Annotated in this window: 14 protein-coding genes; 8 read left to right on the forward strand and 6 right to left on the reverse strand. The window is 69.3% G+C overall.

Features of this window, described 5'->3' with window-relative positions; translation table 11 throughout:
* Positions 1-4 precede the first annotated feature (4 nt).
* From M673_RS24710 to M673_RS18905, 4 genes are read right to left on the reverse strand one after another with little or no spacing between them, the layout of a single operon-like run.
* Positions 5-835: a hypothetical protein gene (locus M673_RS24710; RefSeq protein WP_061978241.1), complete on the reverse strand. Its 831-nt coding sequence runs from the start codon at positions 833-835 to the stop codon at positions 5-7.
* On the reverse strand, positions 832-2,118 hold the full coding sequence (locus tag M673_RS18895) for a glycosyltransferase (RefSeq protein WP_061978242.1): 1,287 nt from the start codon (positions 2,116-2,118) through the stop codon (positions 832-834). Before M673_RS18895 ends, M673_RS24710 begins: the two co-directional genes overlap by 4 nt.
* Positions 2,115-4,193 (reverse strand): hypothetical protein, encoded by a 2,079-nt coding sequence (locus M673_RS18900; protein ID WP_061978243.1) that lies wholly within the window; start codon positions 4,191-4,193, stop codon positions 2,115-2,117. The genes M673_RS18895 and M673_RS18900 overlap by 4 nt, the downstream gene beginning before the upstream one ends.
* 56 nt (positions 4,194-4,249) lie before the next feature.
* Positions 4,250-5,083 carry a hypothetical protein gene (locus M673_RS18905; RefSeq protein WP_061978244.1) on the reverse strand — a complete coding sequence of 278 codons (834 nt, stop codon included), beginning with the start codon at positions 5,081-5,083 and terminating at the stop codon, positions 4,250-4,252.
* 372 nt (positions 5,084-5,455) lie between these two features.
* Between M673_RS18905 and M673_RS18910 the strand changes: the two genes are divergently transcribed.
* The 3 genes from M673_RS18910 (at position 5,456) to M673_RS18920 (ending at position 8,375) form a co-directional block, all read left to right on the forward strand.
* Positions 5,456-6,325 carry a hypothetical protein gene (locus M673_RS18910; protein ID WP_061978245.1) on the forward strand — a complete coding sequence of 290 codons (870 nt, stop codon included), beginning with the start codon at positions 5,456-5,458 and terminating at the stop codon, positions 6,323-6,325.
* Positions 6,326-6,396: 71 nt separating this feature from the next.
* A complete protein-coding gene (locus tag M673_RS18915; RefSeq protein ID WP_148640186.1) occupies positions 6,397-7,536 on the forward strand; it encodes a calcium-binding protein in 1,140 nt (379 codons plus the stop codon).
* Between the two features lie 39 nt (positions 7,537-7,575).
* Positions 7,576-8,375 (forward strand): IS5 family transposase gene (locus M673_RS18920; RefSeq protein WP_148640187.1). Its coding sequence is split into 2 segments (ribosomal slippage): positions 7,576-7,906 and positions 7,906-8,375, totalling 801 coding nucleotides; the frame shifts between segments, so codons are not numbered across the junction.
* Between the two features lie 12 nt (positions 8,376-8,387).
* Here M673_RS18920 and M673_RS18925 read toward each other — a convergent pair.
* Positions 8,388-9,299 (reverse strand): helix-turn-helix domain-containing protein, encoded by a 912-nt coding sequence (locus M673_RS18925; RefSeq protein ID WP_061978247.1) that lies wholly within the window; start codon positions 9,297-9,299, stop codon positions 8,388-8,390.
* A 155-nt stretch (positions 9,300-9,454) separates the two neighbouring features.
* On the opposite strand from M673_RS18925, the gene M673_RS18930 reads away from it, so the two are divergent.
* The 5 genes from M673_RS18930 to M673_RS18950 all read left to right on the forward strand — a co-directional run bounded on the left by M673_RS18930 (position 9,455) and on the right by M673_RS18950 (position 18,041).
* A complete protein-coding gene (locus tag M673_RS18930; protein ID WP_061978316.1) occupies positions 9,455-10,738 on the forward strand; it encodes an extracellular solute-binding protein in 1,284 nt (427 codons plus the stop codon).
* A gap of 328 nt (positions 10,739-11,066) precedes the next feature.
* Positions 11,067-11,933, forward strand: a complete 867-nt coding sequence (locus M673_RS18935; RefSeq protein WP_061978248.1) for a carbohydrate ABC transporter permease — start codon at positions 11,067-11,069, stop codon at positions 11,931-11,933.
* Entirely contained in the window at positions 11,930-12,781 is an 852-nt protein-coding gene (locus tag M673_RS18940) for a carbohydrate ABC transporter permease (protein ID WP_061978249.1), read from the forward strand. The genes M673_RS18935 and M673_RS18940 overlap by 4 nt, the downstream gene beginning before the upstream one ends.
* A gap of 29 nt (positions 12,782-12,810) precedes the next feature.
* Positions 12,811-14,763 carry a beta-galactosidase gene (locus tag M673_RS18945; protein ID WP_061978250.1) on the forward strand — a complete coding sequence of 651 codons (1,953 nt, stop codon included), beginning with the start codon at positions 12,811-12,813 and terminating at the stop codon, positions 14,761-14,763.
* A gap of 92 nt (positions 14,764-14,855) precedes the next feature.
* Positions 14,856-18,041, forward strand: a complete 3,186-nt coding sequence (locus tag M673_RS18950) for a tetratricopeptide repeat protein (protein WP_148640188.1) — start codon at positions 14,856-14,858, stop codon at positions 18,039-18,041.
* A gap of 47 nt (positions 18,042-18,088) precedes the next feature.
* On the opposite strand, the gene M673_RS24325 is transcribed toward M673_RS18950, so the two are convergent.
* Entirely contained in the window at positions 18,089-19,498 is a 1,410-nt protein-coding gene (locus tag M673_RS24325) for a Hint domain-containing protein (RefSeq protein WP_061978252.1), read from the reverse strand.
* Positions 19,499-19,533: the final 35 nt, after the last annotated feature.

Here is a 19,533-nt window from a genome sequence, read left to right on the forward strand (position 1 = left end):
GGCGCTAGACCTCCGGCCGGCAGGGCACGAAGGCGGTGAAGCGCTCGGCGCCGCCTCCGCGCGGCAGGCTGGGCGCGGTGTCGAGGTTGAGAAGCAGAAGCTCGCGATCGCCGAACCCATGCTCGATCGGGTTCGAGGCGGCCGGCGCGCCGGCATGCTGCGCGCCCTCCTCCACCGCCACGGTGCCGCGCCGCTCCGACCAGAGGCCGACCACGGGCGGCACGGCGGGAAAGGCCTCGCGCAGCTCGTCCCGCATGGCGGCGAAGCTATCGGCCCCGAGATCCTCGCGGATTTCGAGCGCCATGGGCTGGAGCAGATGGACCTCCAGGACCCCGGCCGCGACTATCGCCACCTCGTCGCAGCGCCGGCGCGGCTCCAGATGCGAGAGCGCGGGCGGCAGAAGCTGCGTGTGCGCGCCGATGAGGCCGAGGAGACGCAGCGCGTCGTATTGCGTCTGGTCTATCCACCCGCGCGACAGCATCCAGGACAGGGATTCCGGCTCGCGCCCCTGGCGGCGCCGGTCCGCCCCTTGCGCATCGCGCAACGCGAGGCAGGAGCGGCGCTGCTTGAGGAGAAAGGCGCTGCCTTCGAGGCGGATGTCGAGAAGACGCGTGTCGTGCCAGGGCTCCAGCGCCACGGGAATGCGAAAGCCGACAAACCCGTCGCCGACGCCGGCATCGGCCAGATCCTGCCGGAACAGCTCCACGATGCCGCCACCGACGCAGGTCTCGTCCACGAAGGCGAGGACGCGTGCCCCGCGCAGGGGCCATTGCGGACTGCTGACCCAGCCTTCCACGCGCGAGCGCGAGACGAAGTCGATATGCCCCTGGATCATGGCGCGGCCACCATGCGGCTGGCCGCCATGGTGGCGAAGAAGGCGAGATAGCGCTCGGCCATGCCCGTGGCCGAGAGAACCGGCGGAATGCCGGCCTTCAGCGTGGCGTGGTTGCGCGGATCGGCCCCGAGTTGGACCGCGCGCAGGAGATCGCTCGCGTCGCCCAGCCGGAAATGCAGGCCCGACACGCCGTTCGGCACCTTCTCGGCCATGCCGCCGATGCCGGTGCAGATCACGGGAAGACCGACGGAATAGGCCTCCTGAATCACGACGGGCGAGTTCTCCCACCATTTGCTGGGGATCACGAGATAATCGCAATCGGCCATCAGCCGATGGACGGAGGCGTTGCTGTAGGCGCCGGCATAGGTCAGGAACGGGTAGGCCTTGAGCGCCGCTTCGAAGCGCTCGGTGAAGCTGGCGGACTGGCCCACCAGATTGCCGTGGATTCGAAAACGCACCTTGCGCGCCAGATCGGGGTCCTTGGCGATCAGCTCTGCCGCATCGAGAATGACGTCGACGCCCTTGAACGGCGTGATCTGGCCGAAGAAGCCGAAGACCCAGGCCCCCTCGCCCCGCTCGCCATGCCGCGCCTCGGGCGGCGCCAGGAGCCCGTTCTCGATCACCGTGGTGCGGTCCGCCGACAGGCCCCATTCGATGAAACGCTCGGCCAGGAAGCGGCTCGGCGAGACGAAGCCGTCGAAAGCGCCGAACCCGTCCAGCATGGTTTCCTTGCGCATGGCGAAGCGGCTGCGGCTTTCGCCGGGAAAGCAGCTCGTGCAATCGTCCCACCGCGCGCGCTCGCACAGGACCTGCGCGGGGCGCGTCACCATCTGTCCGTGATTGTGGCAGATCGCCAGGAATTCGTGGATCGTCAGGAAGTTGAGGACGCCCGGCAGCCGGCGCGAGGCGCGCAGCGTGTTGAGGCCGAGATTGTAGAAATGGTGGAAGTTGACGAGGCCGATCCGCTGCTCGCGCAGGATCGTCAGCAGCTGCTCCTCCTCGCCCGCCGGGGCGAGATGGTAGAAATGGTCGTAGCGCGCGGCGTCGCGGAACACGGCGAACTCGGTCTCGTGGCCGAGCGAGAGCTTCTGCCGGTCGGTCTCCGCGCAGGAGCCGATATAGATGGCGTCGACGCCGATCTCGCGCAGGCCCCGGTAGAGCGCATAGGCCGAGATTTCCGCCCCGCCCTTGGAAAGCGAGGGATGGCTGTGGGAGACGATGGCCATGCGCTTGGGCAGCAGCGCCTGCTCGAAGCCCATGTGGCGGATCGGGCCAAGCTTCATCGCGCCGCGCCTTTCAGAATGTCTGCTTCGATGAGGTCGGCGAGGCGCGACAGGCGCGGGCGCTCCAAGCGCACCGCCCCGCCGCCGATCACCCGGTCGAGCCCGGGGTGCTCGGGCAGCCCGCCGCCCGCATGCGTACCGCGCAGGAAGCGCGGCGCCGTGCGACTCCAGTCGATCAGGGCCGGCGTGCTCCAGCCGAATGCGGCGGCCGACAGCGCGCCGTCGATCCGGTCCGGCCGTCCTTCGTCGTCCACGATCTCGAACCGATCGACCGAATGGCCGCGCCGCGCAAGGCTCGCTCGCGCCCCGGCCCAGCCCGCCGCCGTCAGCGCCACGCCGCGCCCGACATGGACGAAGCGCTTGGCCTCCATGCGCGCCAGCATCCAGGGCAGTTCGGCCACCACCTCGTCGGGATGAGCGACCACGAAGAGCGAGAGCGGTGCCTCGGTGCGCGCCCGCAGCTCCTCGAAGCGCAGCAGCGCTTCGGACCGGTTGCGGCCGGTGTCGGCGACGAAAGCGAGGCCAGTGCCGGGTTCGAGGTCGGGCAGGTAGCGCGCGGCGCGGTCGAAGACGAGGCGCAGGTTCCCCTCGTCGGCGGGAAGGCGCTGCACGACGGCCCGCTCGGCCGGGGCGAGGGCGAGAACGGCAGGCGCGCGCCATTCCGCGCGCAGCGTGTCCTGCACGGCGGACACCAGTGCGGGATAAACGGGCTCGAAGCGCAGCGAGGGATAGAGCGCCAGAACCTCGTCGCCATCGGTCACGAGATCGAGGCGGCGGGGCACTTTGGGATCGACCCGGAGGACGGCCGACGTGCCATCTTCCAGAACCACGCGCAGGAGCGGCGCGGCGGAGGCGCCGACCGGCAAGGCGCCACGAAAGATCGTGGTGAAGCCGGCGCGGGCGGTGACGGAGGGCGCCGATCCGAAGGCGCCCTGAAGATCGGTGCGCGGGCGGAAATAGGTGCAGGTCTCGTCGGCGGTCAGCACCGTGTCGCCGATCTTGAGATGAAAGGTCTCGGTGCGCTTGGCGGGGCTGACGGCCCAGCCTTCGGCGATGCAGCCGAAGCCGGGAATGAGCAGCAGCCGATCGACGCCACCCTCCACGAAGACGCCGCCCGCGGCCGAGGCGCCGGGAAGCCAGTTGGCGAGCGAGGCTAGCACCGCGCCCATCGCCTCCCCCTGCCCGCCCACCAGCGCGGGCTGAAGCTGCTGATAGGCGGCCGTAAAGGCGTCGGCGCGCACGAGGCGGGTCTGCGGAGTCAGGCGAAGGTGGAACTGGCCTTTGTCGCCGGCAAAGACGAACCCGTCCTTGAAGTGGGCGGGCGGCGTCCATCCGGTCTCGATCAGTCCGACGACCCCGACGCAATTGGCCGACAGGTCGGAACGCTCGTAGGGGGCGACGGCGATGCCTGCGGGGTGCTTTACCCTGTCCGCGACGACGGCGGGAAACTCGGTGTCGATGCCGCGCTTGGCCCAGCCGATGAACCAGACCTGCCCGTCGGAGGACAGGTGGACGAGATCGATCTGCCCGATTTCGCCATCGGAATGGGGCAGAAGCGGGCGCTCGCGCAGGCGCTCGGCCTCAAGGCGCAGGGCGCGCAGCTGGCCGAGGAGCCGGTCGCCCTTGGAGCGCGGCGCCTCGCGCCGGCCAAGTTCGGAAAGGATCGCCTCGCGCCATTGCGCGACCAGCTCGCCGACGCTCGGCGCGCGGCCCGCTGGGGGCAGGAGCGTGACGTCGGTGCCCGCCACGCGCAGTGACACAGGTTTGTCGTGCCGATGGGCGGCCAGCCGCGCCAGACGGCCGAACACGGACGGATCGAAGCGGAAGCCCGCGCGGCAGCGGGGCGAGACGTGAATGTCGATGTCGGGCCGGGCGAGCCCGGTCGTGCCCAGCGCCATGACATAGCCGCCGACCGAAAGCTCCAACTCGACGCGGCGGCCGGGCTCCTCGATCGCCACGGCCCAGCCCTCGATGCCGTTGATCGGGTCGAATCGGTCGATGCGGCCGCGCCAAAGTCCGCCCAGCGAGGGCGAGAGTTCGGGCGATGCGTAGCGAGGGGGCGTGTGGTTCAGCATGTCATGCCATCCGGCCGAACCGATTGGGTTGCGCTATCGGTCCGGTCGGACCGTCTTCATGCGATCGCGGGGCTCGCCGACAGGGCGATCACCCGCCCGCCGGGCGGAACCACCAGCTCGGCCGAGGCGCGGATGTCGATCACCACGAGGTTCTCGGCCGTCAGCGTGTAGTCCGAGAGCGTACCCTGCGGCGCGTCGCCCGCCGCGCTCGACACATGCGTGCCTTCCATGACGCGAAGGCGCGCCCGGTCGGTGGAGTAGAAGGCCAGGAGCGGGGCTGCGTCGGGCAGCGAGGCGACGCGGCGGATCTCGGCCTGCAGCGCCTCGCCCTGCATCATCTCGACCTGCTCCAGCTGCGCGTCGAGCCCGAGATAGCTTTCGAAAAGCTGCGCGGCGACCGTCACGGGCTTGTCCAGAACCGGCGTCTCGCTCGTCGGCACGCGCCGCGACAGGCCGCGCTCATAGGCGCCGAAGGACCAGAGAATGCGCAGGAAGTCGAAGTCGGACTGCGGAATGCGCCCATGCTTCAAGGCCCATTTGAGGGCGGCGAGGCGGGTGCGCATTTCGGCGCGGTCGAGACGGGTCTCGGCCTTGGCGCCCGTCGCGATGGTCGCGCCGGACTGAAGGATCACCGCGTCGCTGCCTTCCAGCTTCAGGAAGACCGCGCCGGTCTCGTCGGCCGCGACCGAGATCGGGAAGCTGAAGCCGAGATGCCCGTCGCCGATCCCCGCATCCGCAAGATCGGCGCGGAACATGTTCACTTTGCCCGCACCGATGCAGACGTCGTCACGAAAGGCCAGGATGGTCCGCTCGCGGATGCGGCCGTCTTCGGAGAAGATCCAACCTTGAATGGAGTCGCTGGTAACGAACTCGATACTGCCCCTGATCATGTCGGCCACATCTCTTGGAAGAATGATGGCTCAAATTATTCGAAGGATGTTACGCTTCCGTATACATCGTTATACATCGTAGCAAATCTGTATGGCCCCCTGGCGAGGCCGAACACGGCGCGCGGTCTGGCGCTCCGCGCCGGCCCTCCGGTCCAGAGCCCACATCCCATCCCCCCTGCGCTGGACCCATTCCGGTTTGGTCAACGATTGCTGAAATCCAGAGAAATTTAACGCTAACAAATCTCTGTATTGAATAAAAAATTTAGATTGTTTTCTTGTAACGGGTCAGAGTGCGGAAGCAATTATTTCACGAAGTCTGATGTATTGCTCTAAGAGTAACTTTCACGATCGAGGGCAGGGAGAAGCGGAGCGATGGTCGGACAGGAGCGCAAGGCCGTTCTGAAGGTCACGCGAGGACTTCATTCCCTGGTCTATCGTTTCGATCCCGCCTACGCGCTGGACCTCTCGGTTCCGCCCATCGCCCGGGTCGAGGCGGCCTCTGAAGGCATCTTCCTGGTCACCGCGCCGGGCGAGGAGTTCGGCACGCTTTCGGCCCCCGGCAAGGGTCTCGTGGTGCTGGCCGAGCAGGACGGAACCCTTCATCTGACGATCCAGGCCTGCCAGAGCGGCGGCAGTCTCGACGCTTCGTTGGAGCTGTCCCGCATCGAGGCGCAGCGCCTGTCGGTCGCCGCTCCGTCGAGCCGCCAGCGCACGCCGCTGACCCCGGGCGCGAGCGAGTTCCTGGTGCGCGCCCATGTGTCCCTGCGCGGCGATCTCTCGGCCGCGCGCGGCGAATGGCTCTGCGGCCCCGCCCTGCCCGGCCGAATCGAGGGGCTGGAGGTGCGCGGCGTCGGCACCGAATGCCCGGTGGAATATCAGGTGGCGACGGGCGGGCGCACGGGCGGCTGGTCGAGCTGGTTTCCCGCCGGCGCCTATGCCGGTTCGCGCGGTAAGGCGCTGCCGCTGATCGGCCTGCGCCTGCGCCTGACGGACGCCGCCCCTTCCGATCTCATGCTGCGCGGCGAGGCGCTGTTTCTCGGCGGCTCGCCCGTCGTCCGCTCGGGCCGCGAGATCGAGTTCACCGGCCCCTCGCCGCTCGACCCGCTGGTCGGCCTGCGGCTGGACATGGTGCCTCTCGTGCGCGGCGAGACGGTGAGCGACCCCGTCGGCCGGCAGGACAACCGGCCGGAGAATCGCCTTCGCGTCTTCCGCCGCGAGATGCCCCAGGCCGGCGCGGCCTGACACGGCAACTTCCAACCCTTCCGACAAACCAAGACGAAAGGCTCAGCTGACGGCATTCCGAAGCGCCCCCCATGGCTGAAATGTACAGCAGTTCCGAGGCGGCCGCCCTGCACTCCCTTTCGCAGGAGGCCACCGACCGCATCAATCGCGTTCTGAACGATATCGGCCTGGCCGGCACGTCTCACGTCGCGATTCAGTCGATCGACAGCGACCAAGTCGCCGCCGACTCGGGCGATGCTGTCATGGTGGTCATTCCGGGTGACTCCAAGGACGTGGCCGTGGACGATTCCGGCGCGAACGTCTCCGTGATCATGAGCGATCACGGCACGATCCACCTGACGGGCCTCGGCAACGACACGATCTTCGGCTCGGATGGCGGCGACACGATCACCGCCGGCGGCGGCGATGCGACCATCCACGGCGGGCTCGGGGCCGACAGTCTGTCGGGCGGCTCGATCGGCGGCTCCCACGTCATCTATGGCGGCGGGGGCCATGACACGCTGTTGGGGGGCAACGGCATGGACACGCTCTGGGCCGGAACGGACGGGAGCTATCTCGAGGGCGGCGCGAAGGGCCACACCGAGATGCACGCGGGCGGAGGCGGCGACACGATCCGCTCCACCGGCGACTACGACACGATCCATGGCGGCGTGGCGACCATCAACACCTATGGCGACCACACGTTGATCCATGCCGATGGCGACACGATCGGCTCCCACGGCGCCTACGACACGATCGACGCCTCCGGCTCGCACCGCGCCTCCACGATCGACGCCTATGGCCACCACGCCACGATCCAGGGCGGCGACGGCAACGACACGATCATGCTGCACGACGACAAGACCGGCTATTCCTATGTCGACGGCGGCGCGGGCAACGATTCCATCATCGGCTCCAAGGGCGGCCATGCCACGCTCTCGGGCGGCGCGGGCGACGACTATCTCATGGCCTACGGCGTCGGCGACAGCGTCATGGGCGGCGACGGATCGGACTATTTCCAGATCGTCCACTACGGCACGGGCCATGACACGCTGGACGGTGGCGCCGGCTCCAACACCGTCAACTTCGCCGACCGCCACTTCTCCGACGCGCATATCTCGACCAGCGACCACACGACGATCGTGAGCTTCGACGACGGCTACAAGGCCAGCATCACCCATGTCGATCAGCTGCGCTTCTCCGACACGGTCTACAACATCACCAATGTCTAAGAGTTGGGGACAAAACTGCATTGAGATCGTTGGGATGGGATGGCGCATTTTGTTTCCGACGACCTCTGGGCGGCTGTGGAGCCGCTTCTTCCACCTGATCCGCCCAAGCCGAAGGGCGGGCGTTCGCGCATTGATGATCGGGCGGCCCTGGCTGGCATCGTGTTCGTTCTTCGCACCGGCTGCCCGTGGCGCGACGTTCCGGGCGAGTTGGGCGGCTCGGGCAAGACATGCTGGCGGCGTCTTTGCGAATGGCATGCGGCCGGGGTCTGGGATCGCCTGCATCGTGTGCTTTTGCAGCGGCTGGCCGGGGCTCAGGCACTGGATTGGAGTCGGGCGGCTTTGGACAGTGCCAGCCTGCCCGCCAAACGGGGGGCTCTGAGACGGGGCCGAACCCGATGGACCGCGGCAAGCCGGGAACCAAGCGCCACATCGTCACCGACAGGCAGGGCACGCTGCTCGGCCTGACACTGTCGGGCGCCAACCGAAACGACAGCATGATGCTGGCGCCGACCTTGGATGCCGTTCCAAGCGTTCGTAACGGTCGTGGCCGGCCTCGGCGTCGCCCCATCAAGTTGCACGCCGATAAAGCATACGATCACAAACGTAGCCGCCGGGAGTGCCGGGCCCGCTCCATCACACCCCGCATCGCCCGGCGCGGCATGGATACGAGCCAGACGCTGGGTCGCCATCGCTGGGTGGTCGAGCGCACCTTTGCATGGCTCGCACAGTTCCGCCGCCTCGCCGTGCGCTACGAGTGCCGCGCCAACATCCACCTCGCCTTCACCAAACTCGCCTGCGCCATCATCTGCATCCGGCAGATCAGACGGTTTTGTCCCTAGCTCTAAGGTTCGTCAGTTCTTGGCCGCCAGTGGAATGCCCTCAACCGGGCGCATGTGGCGGCGGAAGCTGGCGGGGGTGCAGCTGAAATAGCTGCGGAAGGAGCGGTGGAACTGGCTCACCGAGCCGAAGCCGGTTTCGAAGGCGATGGCGGCAAGATCCTTGCGTGTGGACAGGAGAAGGGTCTGCGCCGCCATCATGCGATGGCGCAGGATGTAATGGGCGATCGTCATGCCGAGCAGCGCGCGAAAGCGCGTCATCGCGTAGTTCGGGTGGAGCCTCGCGGCCTTGGCCACGTCCGCCACCGTGATCGCCTCGTGGCCATGCTCGGCGATGAAGCGCGTCATCTCCAGAACCTTGGGCGGCATGGCGCCGGACACCGCGCGCCCTTCCTCGTGCGAGCCCGACAGGAGGTCGCGCCAGCCCGTCACGTCGAGCCGGCGCAGAAGGAGAACGACCTCCGCCGCCACGAGATCGCGCAGGCGCATGTCGCCGCTCGCCAGCCATTCGGCGCGCATCCGGCACATCGCCTCGGGCTCGAAGCGCCGGGGCTCGGCCGCTACCATCAGGCCGCCCGCCAGCACGGCCGAGCGCAGCGCCTCGCCGATCGGAGCGCCGAGAAACATTTCCAGCGGCAGGTAGATGCAGACATAGCGCGTGCCCGGCGCGACCTCGACGCTCTGGTGCGGGATCGCGCCCCAGAACAGGCCGAGATCGCCGGCCTCCAGCGCCGCCACGCGGCCATCGTGCCGATAAACCACCCGACCGCTCAGGACGTAGTTCATCTCGACCTGGCTGTGCGTGTGGGGGGCCGACATGAGGAAGACGTCCTCGCAGCCGGCGATCAGGAAATCATTGCCGCGAACGAGGAAACTCTCCACCGGCAGATGCGCCGAACGGCCGATCCCTACCCCCTGATCCGTCATCCCCACGCTCTCCCAGACCGACCTTAGGATCTGCGACATGTATCGCGCCCGTAGCGACGACGCGCAATCCCGCTTCGCTACACTCGTGGCGGGAGAACTGGCCGGGCGGACGCCGCCGAGAGCCGGACACGATCGGGAGGATCGACATGAAAGCCATGCGCAAGGCGGCCTCGGCCGCGCTGACGGGCATCGCGCTTCTGGCGCCGGCGGCGGCCCGGGCACAGGAGCCGAAGCTATCCGGCACCATTACCGTGTGGAGCTGGGACGTCGCCGCCAAGGCGCTGGAGGCTGTGGTGCCCGCCTTCAACCAGAAGTACCCGGACGTGACCGTGAAGATCGAAGACGTCGGCAATCAGCCGACCTACGACCGGGGTCTTGCCGGCTGCGCGGCGGGCGGGGCAGGCATGCCCGACGTCTACACGGTGGAAAATCAGGAATCGGAAGTGTTCTGGGCACGCTTCCCCGACTGCTTCCGCGACATCAAGGCGATGCTCGGCAGCGAGGGCGCGCCCCTCCTCGACAAGTTTCCCGAATTCAAGCGGACCGAGCTGACCGTCGGCGATAAGGTCTATGCCATGCCCTGGGATTCGGGGCCGATCGTCCTGTTCTATCGGCGCGACATGTTCGACAAGGCCGGCGTCGACGCCGCCTCGATCGAGACCTGGGACGATTTCGTCGCTGCCGGCCAGAAGGTCGTGGCGGCGAACGAGGGCGCCAAGTTCGTGTCCACCAATGGCGACACGACCTGGTTCCGCATGCTCGCCAACCAGACGGGCTGCTCCATCATCGCTCCCGACGCCGCGAGCGTGACGATCAACCAGCCGCCCTGCGTCCAGGCGCTGGAGGCTGTCGGCAAGGTGGCCAAGGCCGGGCTCTTCCTCCAGGCCAATTGGGGCGAGACGCTGCAGGCGATCAATGCCGACAAGCTGGCCGCCTCGATCTATGGCGGCTGGTACGAAGGCTCGCTTCGGGGCGCCGCGCCCAGCCAGAGCGGCAAATGGGGCATCGCGCTCATGCCCGCCTTCGAGAAGGGCGGCGTGCGCGCTTCCAATCTCGGCGGCTCGGCGCTGGCCATCCCCACCGCCTCGAAGAACCCGGAGGCCGCGCTCGCCTTCCTGCGCTTCGCGCTCGGCACGCCCGAAGGGCAGATCATCCAGCTGAAGGCGAGCGGCCTCGTGCCGACGCTGCCCGAGGCGATCCAGGACCCCTATGTCAAGCAGCCGCAGCCCTTCTGGGGCGGCCAGCCGATCTGGGAAACGGTGCTGGGTACGCTCGACAAGATCAAGCCCTGGCGCGGCACGCAGTATTTCGCCGAGGCCGACAACAGCTTCATCCCGATCTTCGCCGAGTTCATGGCCGGCCAGGTCGAGGCCAAGGACGCGCTGGATCAGGCGGCCGAGGAAATCTCCGGCGCCACGGGCCTGCCGGTCAAGGAATAGTCGCCTCGCTTGAGGGACAAGGTGGATCCGGCCGGGTCCGCTGGCCGGTTCCCTTATACGCCACCGTCGCCGCGAAGGCTCGCCTGACCTCACTCAAGTTTCGCGTCTCGTGCGCAGACGAAGCCCCTCGCCGATCCTCCGGCCGCGCGTCTCGTCTTGAGTTTCAGGCGCGGCCCTAGCGCGGCTCCGCGCTCGCAAGGTCGCACCAACTCGGGTCCTGCCCCTCCAAATAGATCGCCCGCACCGCGCGGGCGCCGCTTTCCGCTCCTGTTTCCTCGCCCCGATTCGTCTCGTCTCCGATTTATCTCGACCCTTGATGGGATTGCCCATGCACGCGAGTCGCCGCGCCCCTTACGGGTTTCTGGCTCCCTTTCTCTTGGTTTTCGTCCTGTTCTGGGGCTGGCCGCTGATCCAGTCCGTGCTCCTGTCCTTCCAGAACACGCGCGTCTCGCCCTGGGTCTTCGATCTCGGCGTGAACTGGCGCCGGCTTTTGATCGACCGCGCCTTTCACAACGCCCTGTGGAACACGCTTCTGGTGCTGGTGGTCCAGGTGCCGCTGATGCTGGCGCTCGCCACCGCCCTGGCGCTCGCCCTCGACACGCCCTTCCTACGGTGGCGCGCCTTTCTGCGCTTTGCCTTCTTCGCCCCGGTCGTGGTCAGCGAGGTCGCCTATTCCGTCGTGTTCCGCCTCCTGTTCAACGGCAATTTCGGCGCGGTGAACGAGGGCCTGCGGGCGCTCGGCATCAATGGTCCGAACTGGTTGCACGAGGGCGCGACGGCCAAGGCCGTGATCGTGCTGGCGCTCACTTGGCGCTGGACCGGTTACAACGCCATCATCCTCCTGGCCGGGCTCCAGTCGATCCCCAAAGACCTGTACGAAGCCGCGCGCATGGACGGGGCGGGCGCCTGGCGCTCCTTCACCCATGTCACGCTGCCGCTTCTCGCGCCGGTTCTAGCCTTCTGCCTCGTCCTCTCCGTCATCGGCACGATGCAGCTTTTCGCCGAGCCGTGGCTCATCACCGATCGCGGCGGGCCCGGCAACGCCACCGAGACGCTCGGCACCTATCTCTACAAGCAGGGCTTCGTGAACCTCAATTTCGGATATGCCTCCGCCATCGCCTATTCCATCGCCGCCATGGCCGCGCTGATCGCTGCGCTGAACCTTCTCCTGGCGCGCAAGGGAGCCGAGGCATGAGCGCGGGCGTCAGCACGGGCACGAAGCGGGCGCGCCGCAAGGGCTTCTGGCTGACCATCGGGCTCATGCCCTTCGCCGCGCTCTGGCTGGCCCCGCTCTACCTCATGGCCGTCTTCGCCACGCAGCCGGACGCGGCAATCCTTTCGGCGGGAGTTCCGCTCCTGCCGGGGCGCGAACTCCTCAGCAATATCGGGCGGATCGTCGAGATCGCGACCTTCGACCGGGCGATGCTCAACTCCATTGTCGTGGCGCTGGCCTATGCGCTGCTTTCGGCGGGTTTGAGCAGCCTCGCGGGCTATGCCTTCGCGCGCTACGGCTTTCGCGGCAAGAACGTCCTGTTCGGCCTGCTCGTCGCGACACTGACCGTGCCCTATGCCGTGGTCATCATTCCCCAATATGTGCTGGTGGCCCGCGACCTATCGCTCGCCAACACGCTCATCGCGGTGATCGTCCCGCCGCTGTTCAACGCGCTCGGCGTCCTGTTCATGCGCCAGACCTTCCTGTCGCTGCCGCAGGAGATCGTCGAGGCGGCGCGGCTCGACGGGGCGGGCGAGCTGCGCATATTCGTGCTGATCGCCCTGCCCTTGGTGCGCCCGGCGCTGGCTGCCCTTCTCATTATCCTGTTCCTGGCCTCCTGGAACAACTACCTTTGGCCGCTTCTGGTCGCGCCCGACGCGGCGGCGCGCACCGCACCGGTGGCGCTCGGCTCGCTGCTCACGGTCAATTCCGTGCCGCCCTGGGGCGCGGTCATGGCCGGGGCCACGCTCATGACCCTGCCCATGGTCGCCCTCTTCGTCTTCCTTCAGCGCCAGTTCGTGTCCGGCATCACCGCTGGGGCGGTGAAGTGAACCGAGACCTTCAATCCAAGGAAATCCCCATGCCCGTTCGCGCGCTCGGCGTCTGCTACTATCCCGAACATTGGCCCGAGGAGATGTGGGCCGAGGACGCCCGTCGCATGGCCGAGACCGGCATCGGCTTCGTGCGGATCGGCGAGTTCGCCTGGTCGCGGCTGGAGCCCAGGCGCGGCGCCTATACGTTCGACTGGCTGGAGCGGGCGATCGATACGCTCGGCCGGGCCGGGCTCAAGGTCGTGCTCGGCACGCCCACCGCGACGCCGCCCAAATGGCTGGTGGACGAGATGCCCGACATGCTGCCCGTGAGCGAGGACGGGCGCGTGCGCGGCTTCGGCTCGCGCCGTCACTACGACTTCTCGCACGAGGGCTACCGCGCCGAGTGCGCCCGCATCGTGGAAGCGCTGGCGCGCCGTTTCGGCGAGCACCCTTCCGTTGCCGCCTGGCAGACCGACAACGAATATGCCTGCCATCTTACGGCCCTGTCCTATTCCGAGGCTGCGCTGAAGGGCTTTCGCGACTGGCTCGGCCGCAAGTACCAGTCGCCGGACGCGCTGAACCGCGCCTGGGGTAACGTGTTCTGGTCGATGGAATATGCGAGCTTCGAGGAGATCGAGCTGCCCAACGTGGCGCTGACCGAGCCCGCGCCCGCCCATGTCATGGACTTCCGCCGCTATTCCTCCGAGGCGATCGTCAGCTTCAACCGGCTGCAGGCCGACATCATCCGCCGCTTCTCGCCGGGGCGCGACGTCATCCACAATTTCATGGGACGCACGCTCTCCTTCGACCATTTCGATCTCGGCGCCGATCTCGACGTGTCGAGCTGGGATTCCTATCCGCTCGGCTTTCTCGACCAGTGGGCCCATCGCGAACCCGCCTTTAAAGCCGCGTTCGCCCGGGCCGGCGATCCCGATCTCCAGGCCCTGCACCACGATCTCTACCGCGCCACCTCGAACGGCCGCTGGTGGATCATGGAGCAGCAGCCCGGCCCGGTGAACTGGGCGCCGCACAATCCCGTGCCGCGCGACGGCATGGTGCGGCTTTGGACCTGGGAGGCCTTCGCGCACGGCGCCGAGGTGGTAAGCTACTTCCGCTGGCGCCAGGCGCCCTTCGCGCAGGAGCAGATGCATGCAGGCCTCCTGCGACCCGACAGCCAGCCGGCGCCCGGCCATGCCGAGGCCGCCGCCGTGGCGCGCGAGATCGCGGGGCTCGACCTGCCCATGCCGGGCCGGGCCGATGTCGCCATTCTTTTCGACTACCCCTCGGCCTGGGCCTGGACCACGCAGCCGCAGGGCAAGGAGTTCGATTATTTCCGCCTCGTGGTCGAGTGCTACAACGCGCTGCGCCGGCTCGGCCTGTCGGTGGACTTCCTCGAGGCCAAGAGCGCCGATCCCTCTCCCTACCGCCTCGTTCTGGCGCCCGGTCTCTTCGCGTGGCCGGAGCATCTGCGCGCGGCTTTGGCGGGGCTCGACGGCGTCGCGCTGGTCGGCCCGCGCTCGGGCTCGCGCACGCCGGACTTCGCCATTCCCGTCGCCCTGCCGCCGGAACTCCCCGCTCCGCTCGATGCGCTCAAGGTGACACGCGTCGAGACCCTGCCGCCGAACCTCACCGTGCCCATGGACGGGCGCCCCGGCGCCTTCCGCATCTGGCGCGAGATGCTGGAGGTCGAGGACGCCCATGTCCTGCTTCGCTCGCGCGACGGCGAGCCGACGCTGGCCGGTGCGGGGTCGCTTCGCTATCTCGCCGGCTGGCCGGACGAAGCGCTGGCCTTCGATCTCCTGAAAAGCCTGGCCGAAGAGGTGGGGCTCGCGACGCTCGACCTGCCGCCCGGCCTTCGCCTGCGCCGTGCCGGCGGGCTCGCCTATGTCTTCAACTATGGCGGGGAGACCGTGCGCCTGTCGGAGCACGGGCTCACCGGCCGGTTCCGCCTCGGCGGAGACGAGCTCGCGCCCTCCGGCGTCGCGATCCTGGAGGGCTGACGCGGACGGGGCGTCCTGCGGATGCAAGAAGGGTCAGGAGCCATCAACCATTCCGGTGGCATGATGGGAGCCTGACCTTCCGCCGGAGCCCCATGAGCCAGCCCCCAGCCCCTTCGTTCGAGCAGTTGCGCGCCGAGGCGCGCGGCTTTCGCGCGCAGAAGCGGCACGCCGAGGCCCTGGCCCGCTTGGCCGAGGCGCTGGACCTGCGGCCGGGTGATGCCTGGACGCGCAACGACATGGCGCTGGAGCATCTCTCGCTCGGTCAACGCGGCGGGGCCGAGGCGCTCGCTCGCGCCCTGACGCAGGAAAAGCCCGATTTCGCGCCGGGCTGGCGCACGCTCGCCCTCGTCGCGCGGGCCGAGGGACAGCACGAGGCGGCGCTGCAAGCCTTCGAACAGGCGCATCGCTGCGACCCGCGCGATCTCTGGAACGCCCATGATGCCGGCGCTGCGCTGCGCGCGCTGGGCCGAGGGGCCGAGGCGGAGGCGGCCTGGCTCCAGCTGGCGCAGGCGACGCCGCTCGCTCATTCGCTGCGCGGGCTGGCGGAGCTCGCGCGAGAGCGCGGCGCGGGCGAGGACGCGCTGGCGCTCCTGCGCACCGCGAGCCTGCTCCTTCCGGACGATCCCTGGTTCGCGTTCGACACGGCCCGGCAGCGCGCCGCGCTGGGGCAGCGGGAGCCGGCGGAAGCGGCACTGGACGCCTTGCTCCAGGCCCGGCCGAGCTTCGCGCCTGCCGCGCTGGAACGAGCGCGTCTGGCCACGACCCCCGCTTCGATCGAGGCCGCCCTCGCTGCACTTGAAACGGCACAGGCGCTCGGCCCGGAGGATGAGGCGCTGGTCGGCGCGGAGGCCGATCTCCTGCGCCGAAGCGGGCGGGCGCTGGAAGCAGAGACCCGCCTCGTTCGCTTTCTGGTGCGACACCCGGCCAGCCTCGCGGTCTTGCGCGCACTGGCGCGAGCGGCGCGCGAGCGGGGCGACGCGCAGGCCGTCGCGGCGCATCTGAAAGCGGCGCTCGCCGTGGCCCCGGCCGATCTCGCGCTGCGCCTCGAATGGGCCGTGGCACTTCGTGAGGCCGGCGCGAGCGATCAAGCCGAAGCGCAGCTTCGCGCGATCACCGACGAGCCCGCGCCACCGGTGGATGCGCTGCTGGAACTCTATCGCCTGCGCGCCCGCACCGAGGGGCCGGAGGCCGCGCGCTCCGTTCTGGACCGCGCCCTGGCGCTGGACCCCGCCCATCCCCGCGCGCTCCTGCTTCAGGGCGACGACCGGCGCGCCAGCGGCGATCTGGCGGGCGCGGCGGCGGCTTACGATCTGGCGCTGGAACACCGACCCGGCTTCTACTGGGCGCTGATGGGCCTCGCCCTCGTGGCGCGCATGGAGGGGCGGCGCGACGAAGCGCGCGCGTTTCTAAGCCAAGCGGCCGAGGCCGAGCCGCTGGAAGCGCAGGCGCAGCTGGAACTTGCCGCGATGAGCCGCGAGGACGGCGCCTTCGAGGCGGCGCAACGCTGGCTAGCCGGCATTCCCGAAGCGACGCGGCGGCGGGCGGATGTGGGCGTGGCAGAGGCGCATCTCCTGCGCGCGGAAGGGCGCTGGGCGGAGGCGGCGGGGGCTTTCGAAGCGGCGGCGGAGAGGCAGGCCGCGCGGGTCGAGACGCTGGTGGACGCGGCGGAAGACTGGATGCGCGCCGGCCAAGATGGCCGGGCGGAGGCCTGCCTCGCTCGGCTAGAAAGGGCTGCGCCGAACCATCCCGCCCTTCTCGACGCACGGGCGCGGCGCGCCCTGATACTGGACGATCTGACGGCGGCACGCGACCTGTTCGATCGCGCCGCGGCCGGCGACCCCACGCGCCTGTCCGCCTGGCTCGGCGCAGCGCGGGCCGAGGCGCTGAGCGGCGAGGTCGAGGCGGCGTTTTTGCGGCTGGACGGGGTCGACGCCCGGTTCGGATCGCGCCCCGAAACCGCGTCGCTGCGCGCCGATCTCCTGCGCCAGACCGGGCAATCGGAGGCGGCGCGCGCGATGCTGGGAGAGGCCCGGGATCGCCATCCCGGCCACGCACATCTCTGGCAGCAGGCGCTGGTGGAGCGCGTCGAGGCCGGGGCCTTCGCCGAGGTCGAGGCGGCCCTTTCCGACCCGCCGCCGGCCTTCCGCGCGGATGCCGGGCGGCGCCATTTCGTCGGTTCGCTTCTCGCCTCCGCGCGCTGGGATTTCGAGGCGGCGGTGCGCGAGGGCGAGGCGGCCGTCGCGCGCCTGCCGGGCGACGGCTGGGTGCGCAACCGGCTGATCCACGCCGCGCTTCTCGGCCTCGATCTGGAGCGGGCGGGCGGGCATCTCGCCGCCCTGGCGCGGCTGGAAGCGGGGTCGAGCCGGCTGAAGGGCAAGTCGGCCAACCCGTCGCAAAGCCATTACGGCCAGCTCTACGACGAGTTCCGCATGGATGCCGACGCGCTGTCGGCGCTCCGTCCGGCCCTGGCCGAGCCGGCACCGAAGGCGCGGCTCGCTGCCCTTCGCGGGGCCGTTTCGGCCTTTCCCGACAGCACGATCGCTGCGCTCCAACTTCTCATCGAACTGCGCCGCCAAGGCGCGCATCCCATGGTGGAGGAGATGGAGGCAAGCCACGAACCCAGCCTTGTTCCGCCCGTGCTGCACCAGTTCTGGGACGAGCCGCCCGTGCCGCCCGACGTGGCGGCTTATGTTCAGAGCTGGCGAAAGGAGAATGACGGGTTCGACGGTCGGATCTGGAGCCGGGCGGAGGCGGAGGCCTATCTCAATGAGCGGGGCCTCGACGACGCGCTCGCCGCCTTCCGCCGGGCGCGCCAGCCGGCGATGAAAGCCGACCTCTTCCGGCTCGCGCTGCTCGGCGAAGAGGGGGGCATCTATGCCGATGCCGACGACCGCTGCCTCGCGCCGATCCGCCCGCTTCTCGCCGGCCCGGTCGGGCTCCTGACCTATCAGGAGGATCTGGGGTCGCTGGGAAACAATGTCCTCGCCGCGCGGCCGGCCCACCCTCTCGTCCTACTCGCCCGCGATCTCGCCAGCGAAGCGGTGAACCGGGGAGACGGCGACATTCTCTGGCTGAGCACCGGTCCCGGGCTTCTGTCCCGCGCGGCGGCGTGGCTTCTGGCGACGCGCCCGGCCGAGGTTGCCGATCTCCGGATCGTCAGCCGGCACACGCTGTCGCGCTTCGTCGCGATCCACTGCCTGACCGGCTACAAGTCCACCGAACGCCATTGGAGCCGCACCGCCTTCGGCCGCGCGGCGCGGCCTCCGCGCAAAGCCTGAGGCTCGGTCGGGAAGGGGTTGGATCGAGCTTATGAGGCTGATGACGGTCAGGCAGCTTCCGCTTCTGGCGTGTCGATCGCGGCCAGCAGGGCGGCACGGTCCGCGAGGCGGCGGCGGATCGCCATGGGCACCTGCCGCGCGGCCTTGGCGCGGGGCCAGTCCATCTCGGCGCAGGGCTGCCGCCCGGCCAGCGCGGCGGCCCGTTCGTCGCCATTGTCGAAGGTGAGCTGCTCGGGATTGTCCACGAAGCTTTCCGCCGGCACGCCTTCGGCCAGCACCAGCGCGTGGCGCTCAAGCTCGATATGGTAATAAACGAGAAGCGCCGGCGGATCGTCCTGCCGCTGGATGGCCGTGCCGTCCACCAGCGCGCCGGCGTGAACCAGCACCCCGTTCAGCGCCAGCGCATGGTCGGGCGAAACGTAGAGATCGCGCGCGGGAAGCCGAGGTCCCAGGGCGCCGGCCCGGATGCGAATCGGATGAACCCGCAGCGGGTCTCCCTCGCCGGAAGCGAGGCTCTGCCGGCCGATCCAGAGAACGGGAAGTGCCTCGCCATCGGCTGTCAGCACGAGATCGCCCGGCCGCAGGGTCTCGATCGCCGCTTGGCCCGTGGGCGTCGCGATGGCCGTTCCCGGTCGGAAACAGACTGGAGATACGTTGCCCGCGAGCGGGTCGGACGTGTTGGAGGAGCCGCCGAGACCACCTGCCGCCGAATGGCCCTGCGTGCCGCCCGAAAGGCCCGATCCGGTGGATGTGCTGCCGCTCGAACTCGTGGCGGAGTCGCTGCCGCCGCCCGTGCCCGATCCGGCGGTGCCGGAACTCCCGGTAGATCCGTTGCCCGAGCCTTGCCCGGTGGCGGCGCTCATGGCGGTTTCCGTGGCGCTGTCGCCGGAGGTCGACGAACTGGACGCGCCGGACCCGTCCGACCCGTCGCCACCCTGCCCGCCGGACCCGCCGGACCCGCCGCCGTCGGTGCCACCGCCACTCGCAGCCGCAGCCGCAGGGTCCGCCCCGCCTCCGCCCTCGGTCGGACGCGCTTCGCCCCGACCCGGCTGAGAAGACCCGCCGCTGCGCGCGCCGGAGGTCGAGGCGCCGCCGATCGCGCCGGACGGTCCGGCCCCTGCTCCCCCACCCGCTCCGGCGGCCCGCGCCCCGGCGCCATGCGATGCCGCACCTCCGGCCGTGGACGTGCCCAAGCCGAGGCCCCCGGCACCTTGCCCGCCATCGTTGACGGAGGCCGCCTCGGAACTCTGAGAGGCCGTCGATCTGGCGCCCCCGTCCGCCACGCCGCCGCGCGAGCCGCCGCTGCTCGTGGAGGCGGCGGCCGTGGGCGAGGTGACGCTGATTCCAGCCGTGGTGGCCATGCCACCGGCGACGACGACATTGGCGGCGGCCGCCGACGCTCCGCCCCCGCTCGAATTGCCGGAGCCGCCGTTTTTCGTGTCGTCGCTTTCGCTCATGGACGCGGCTCCGCCGGGAAAGGTGTTCAAGCCCG

This window comes from Aureimonas sp. AU20, assembly GCF_001442755.1.
GTDB lineage: Bacteria > Pseudomonadota > Alphaproteobacteria > Rhizobiales > Rhizobiaceae > Aureimonas.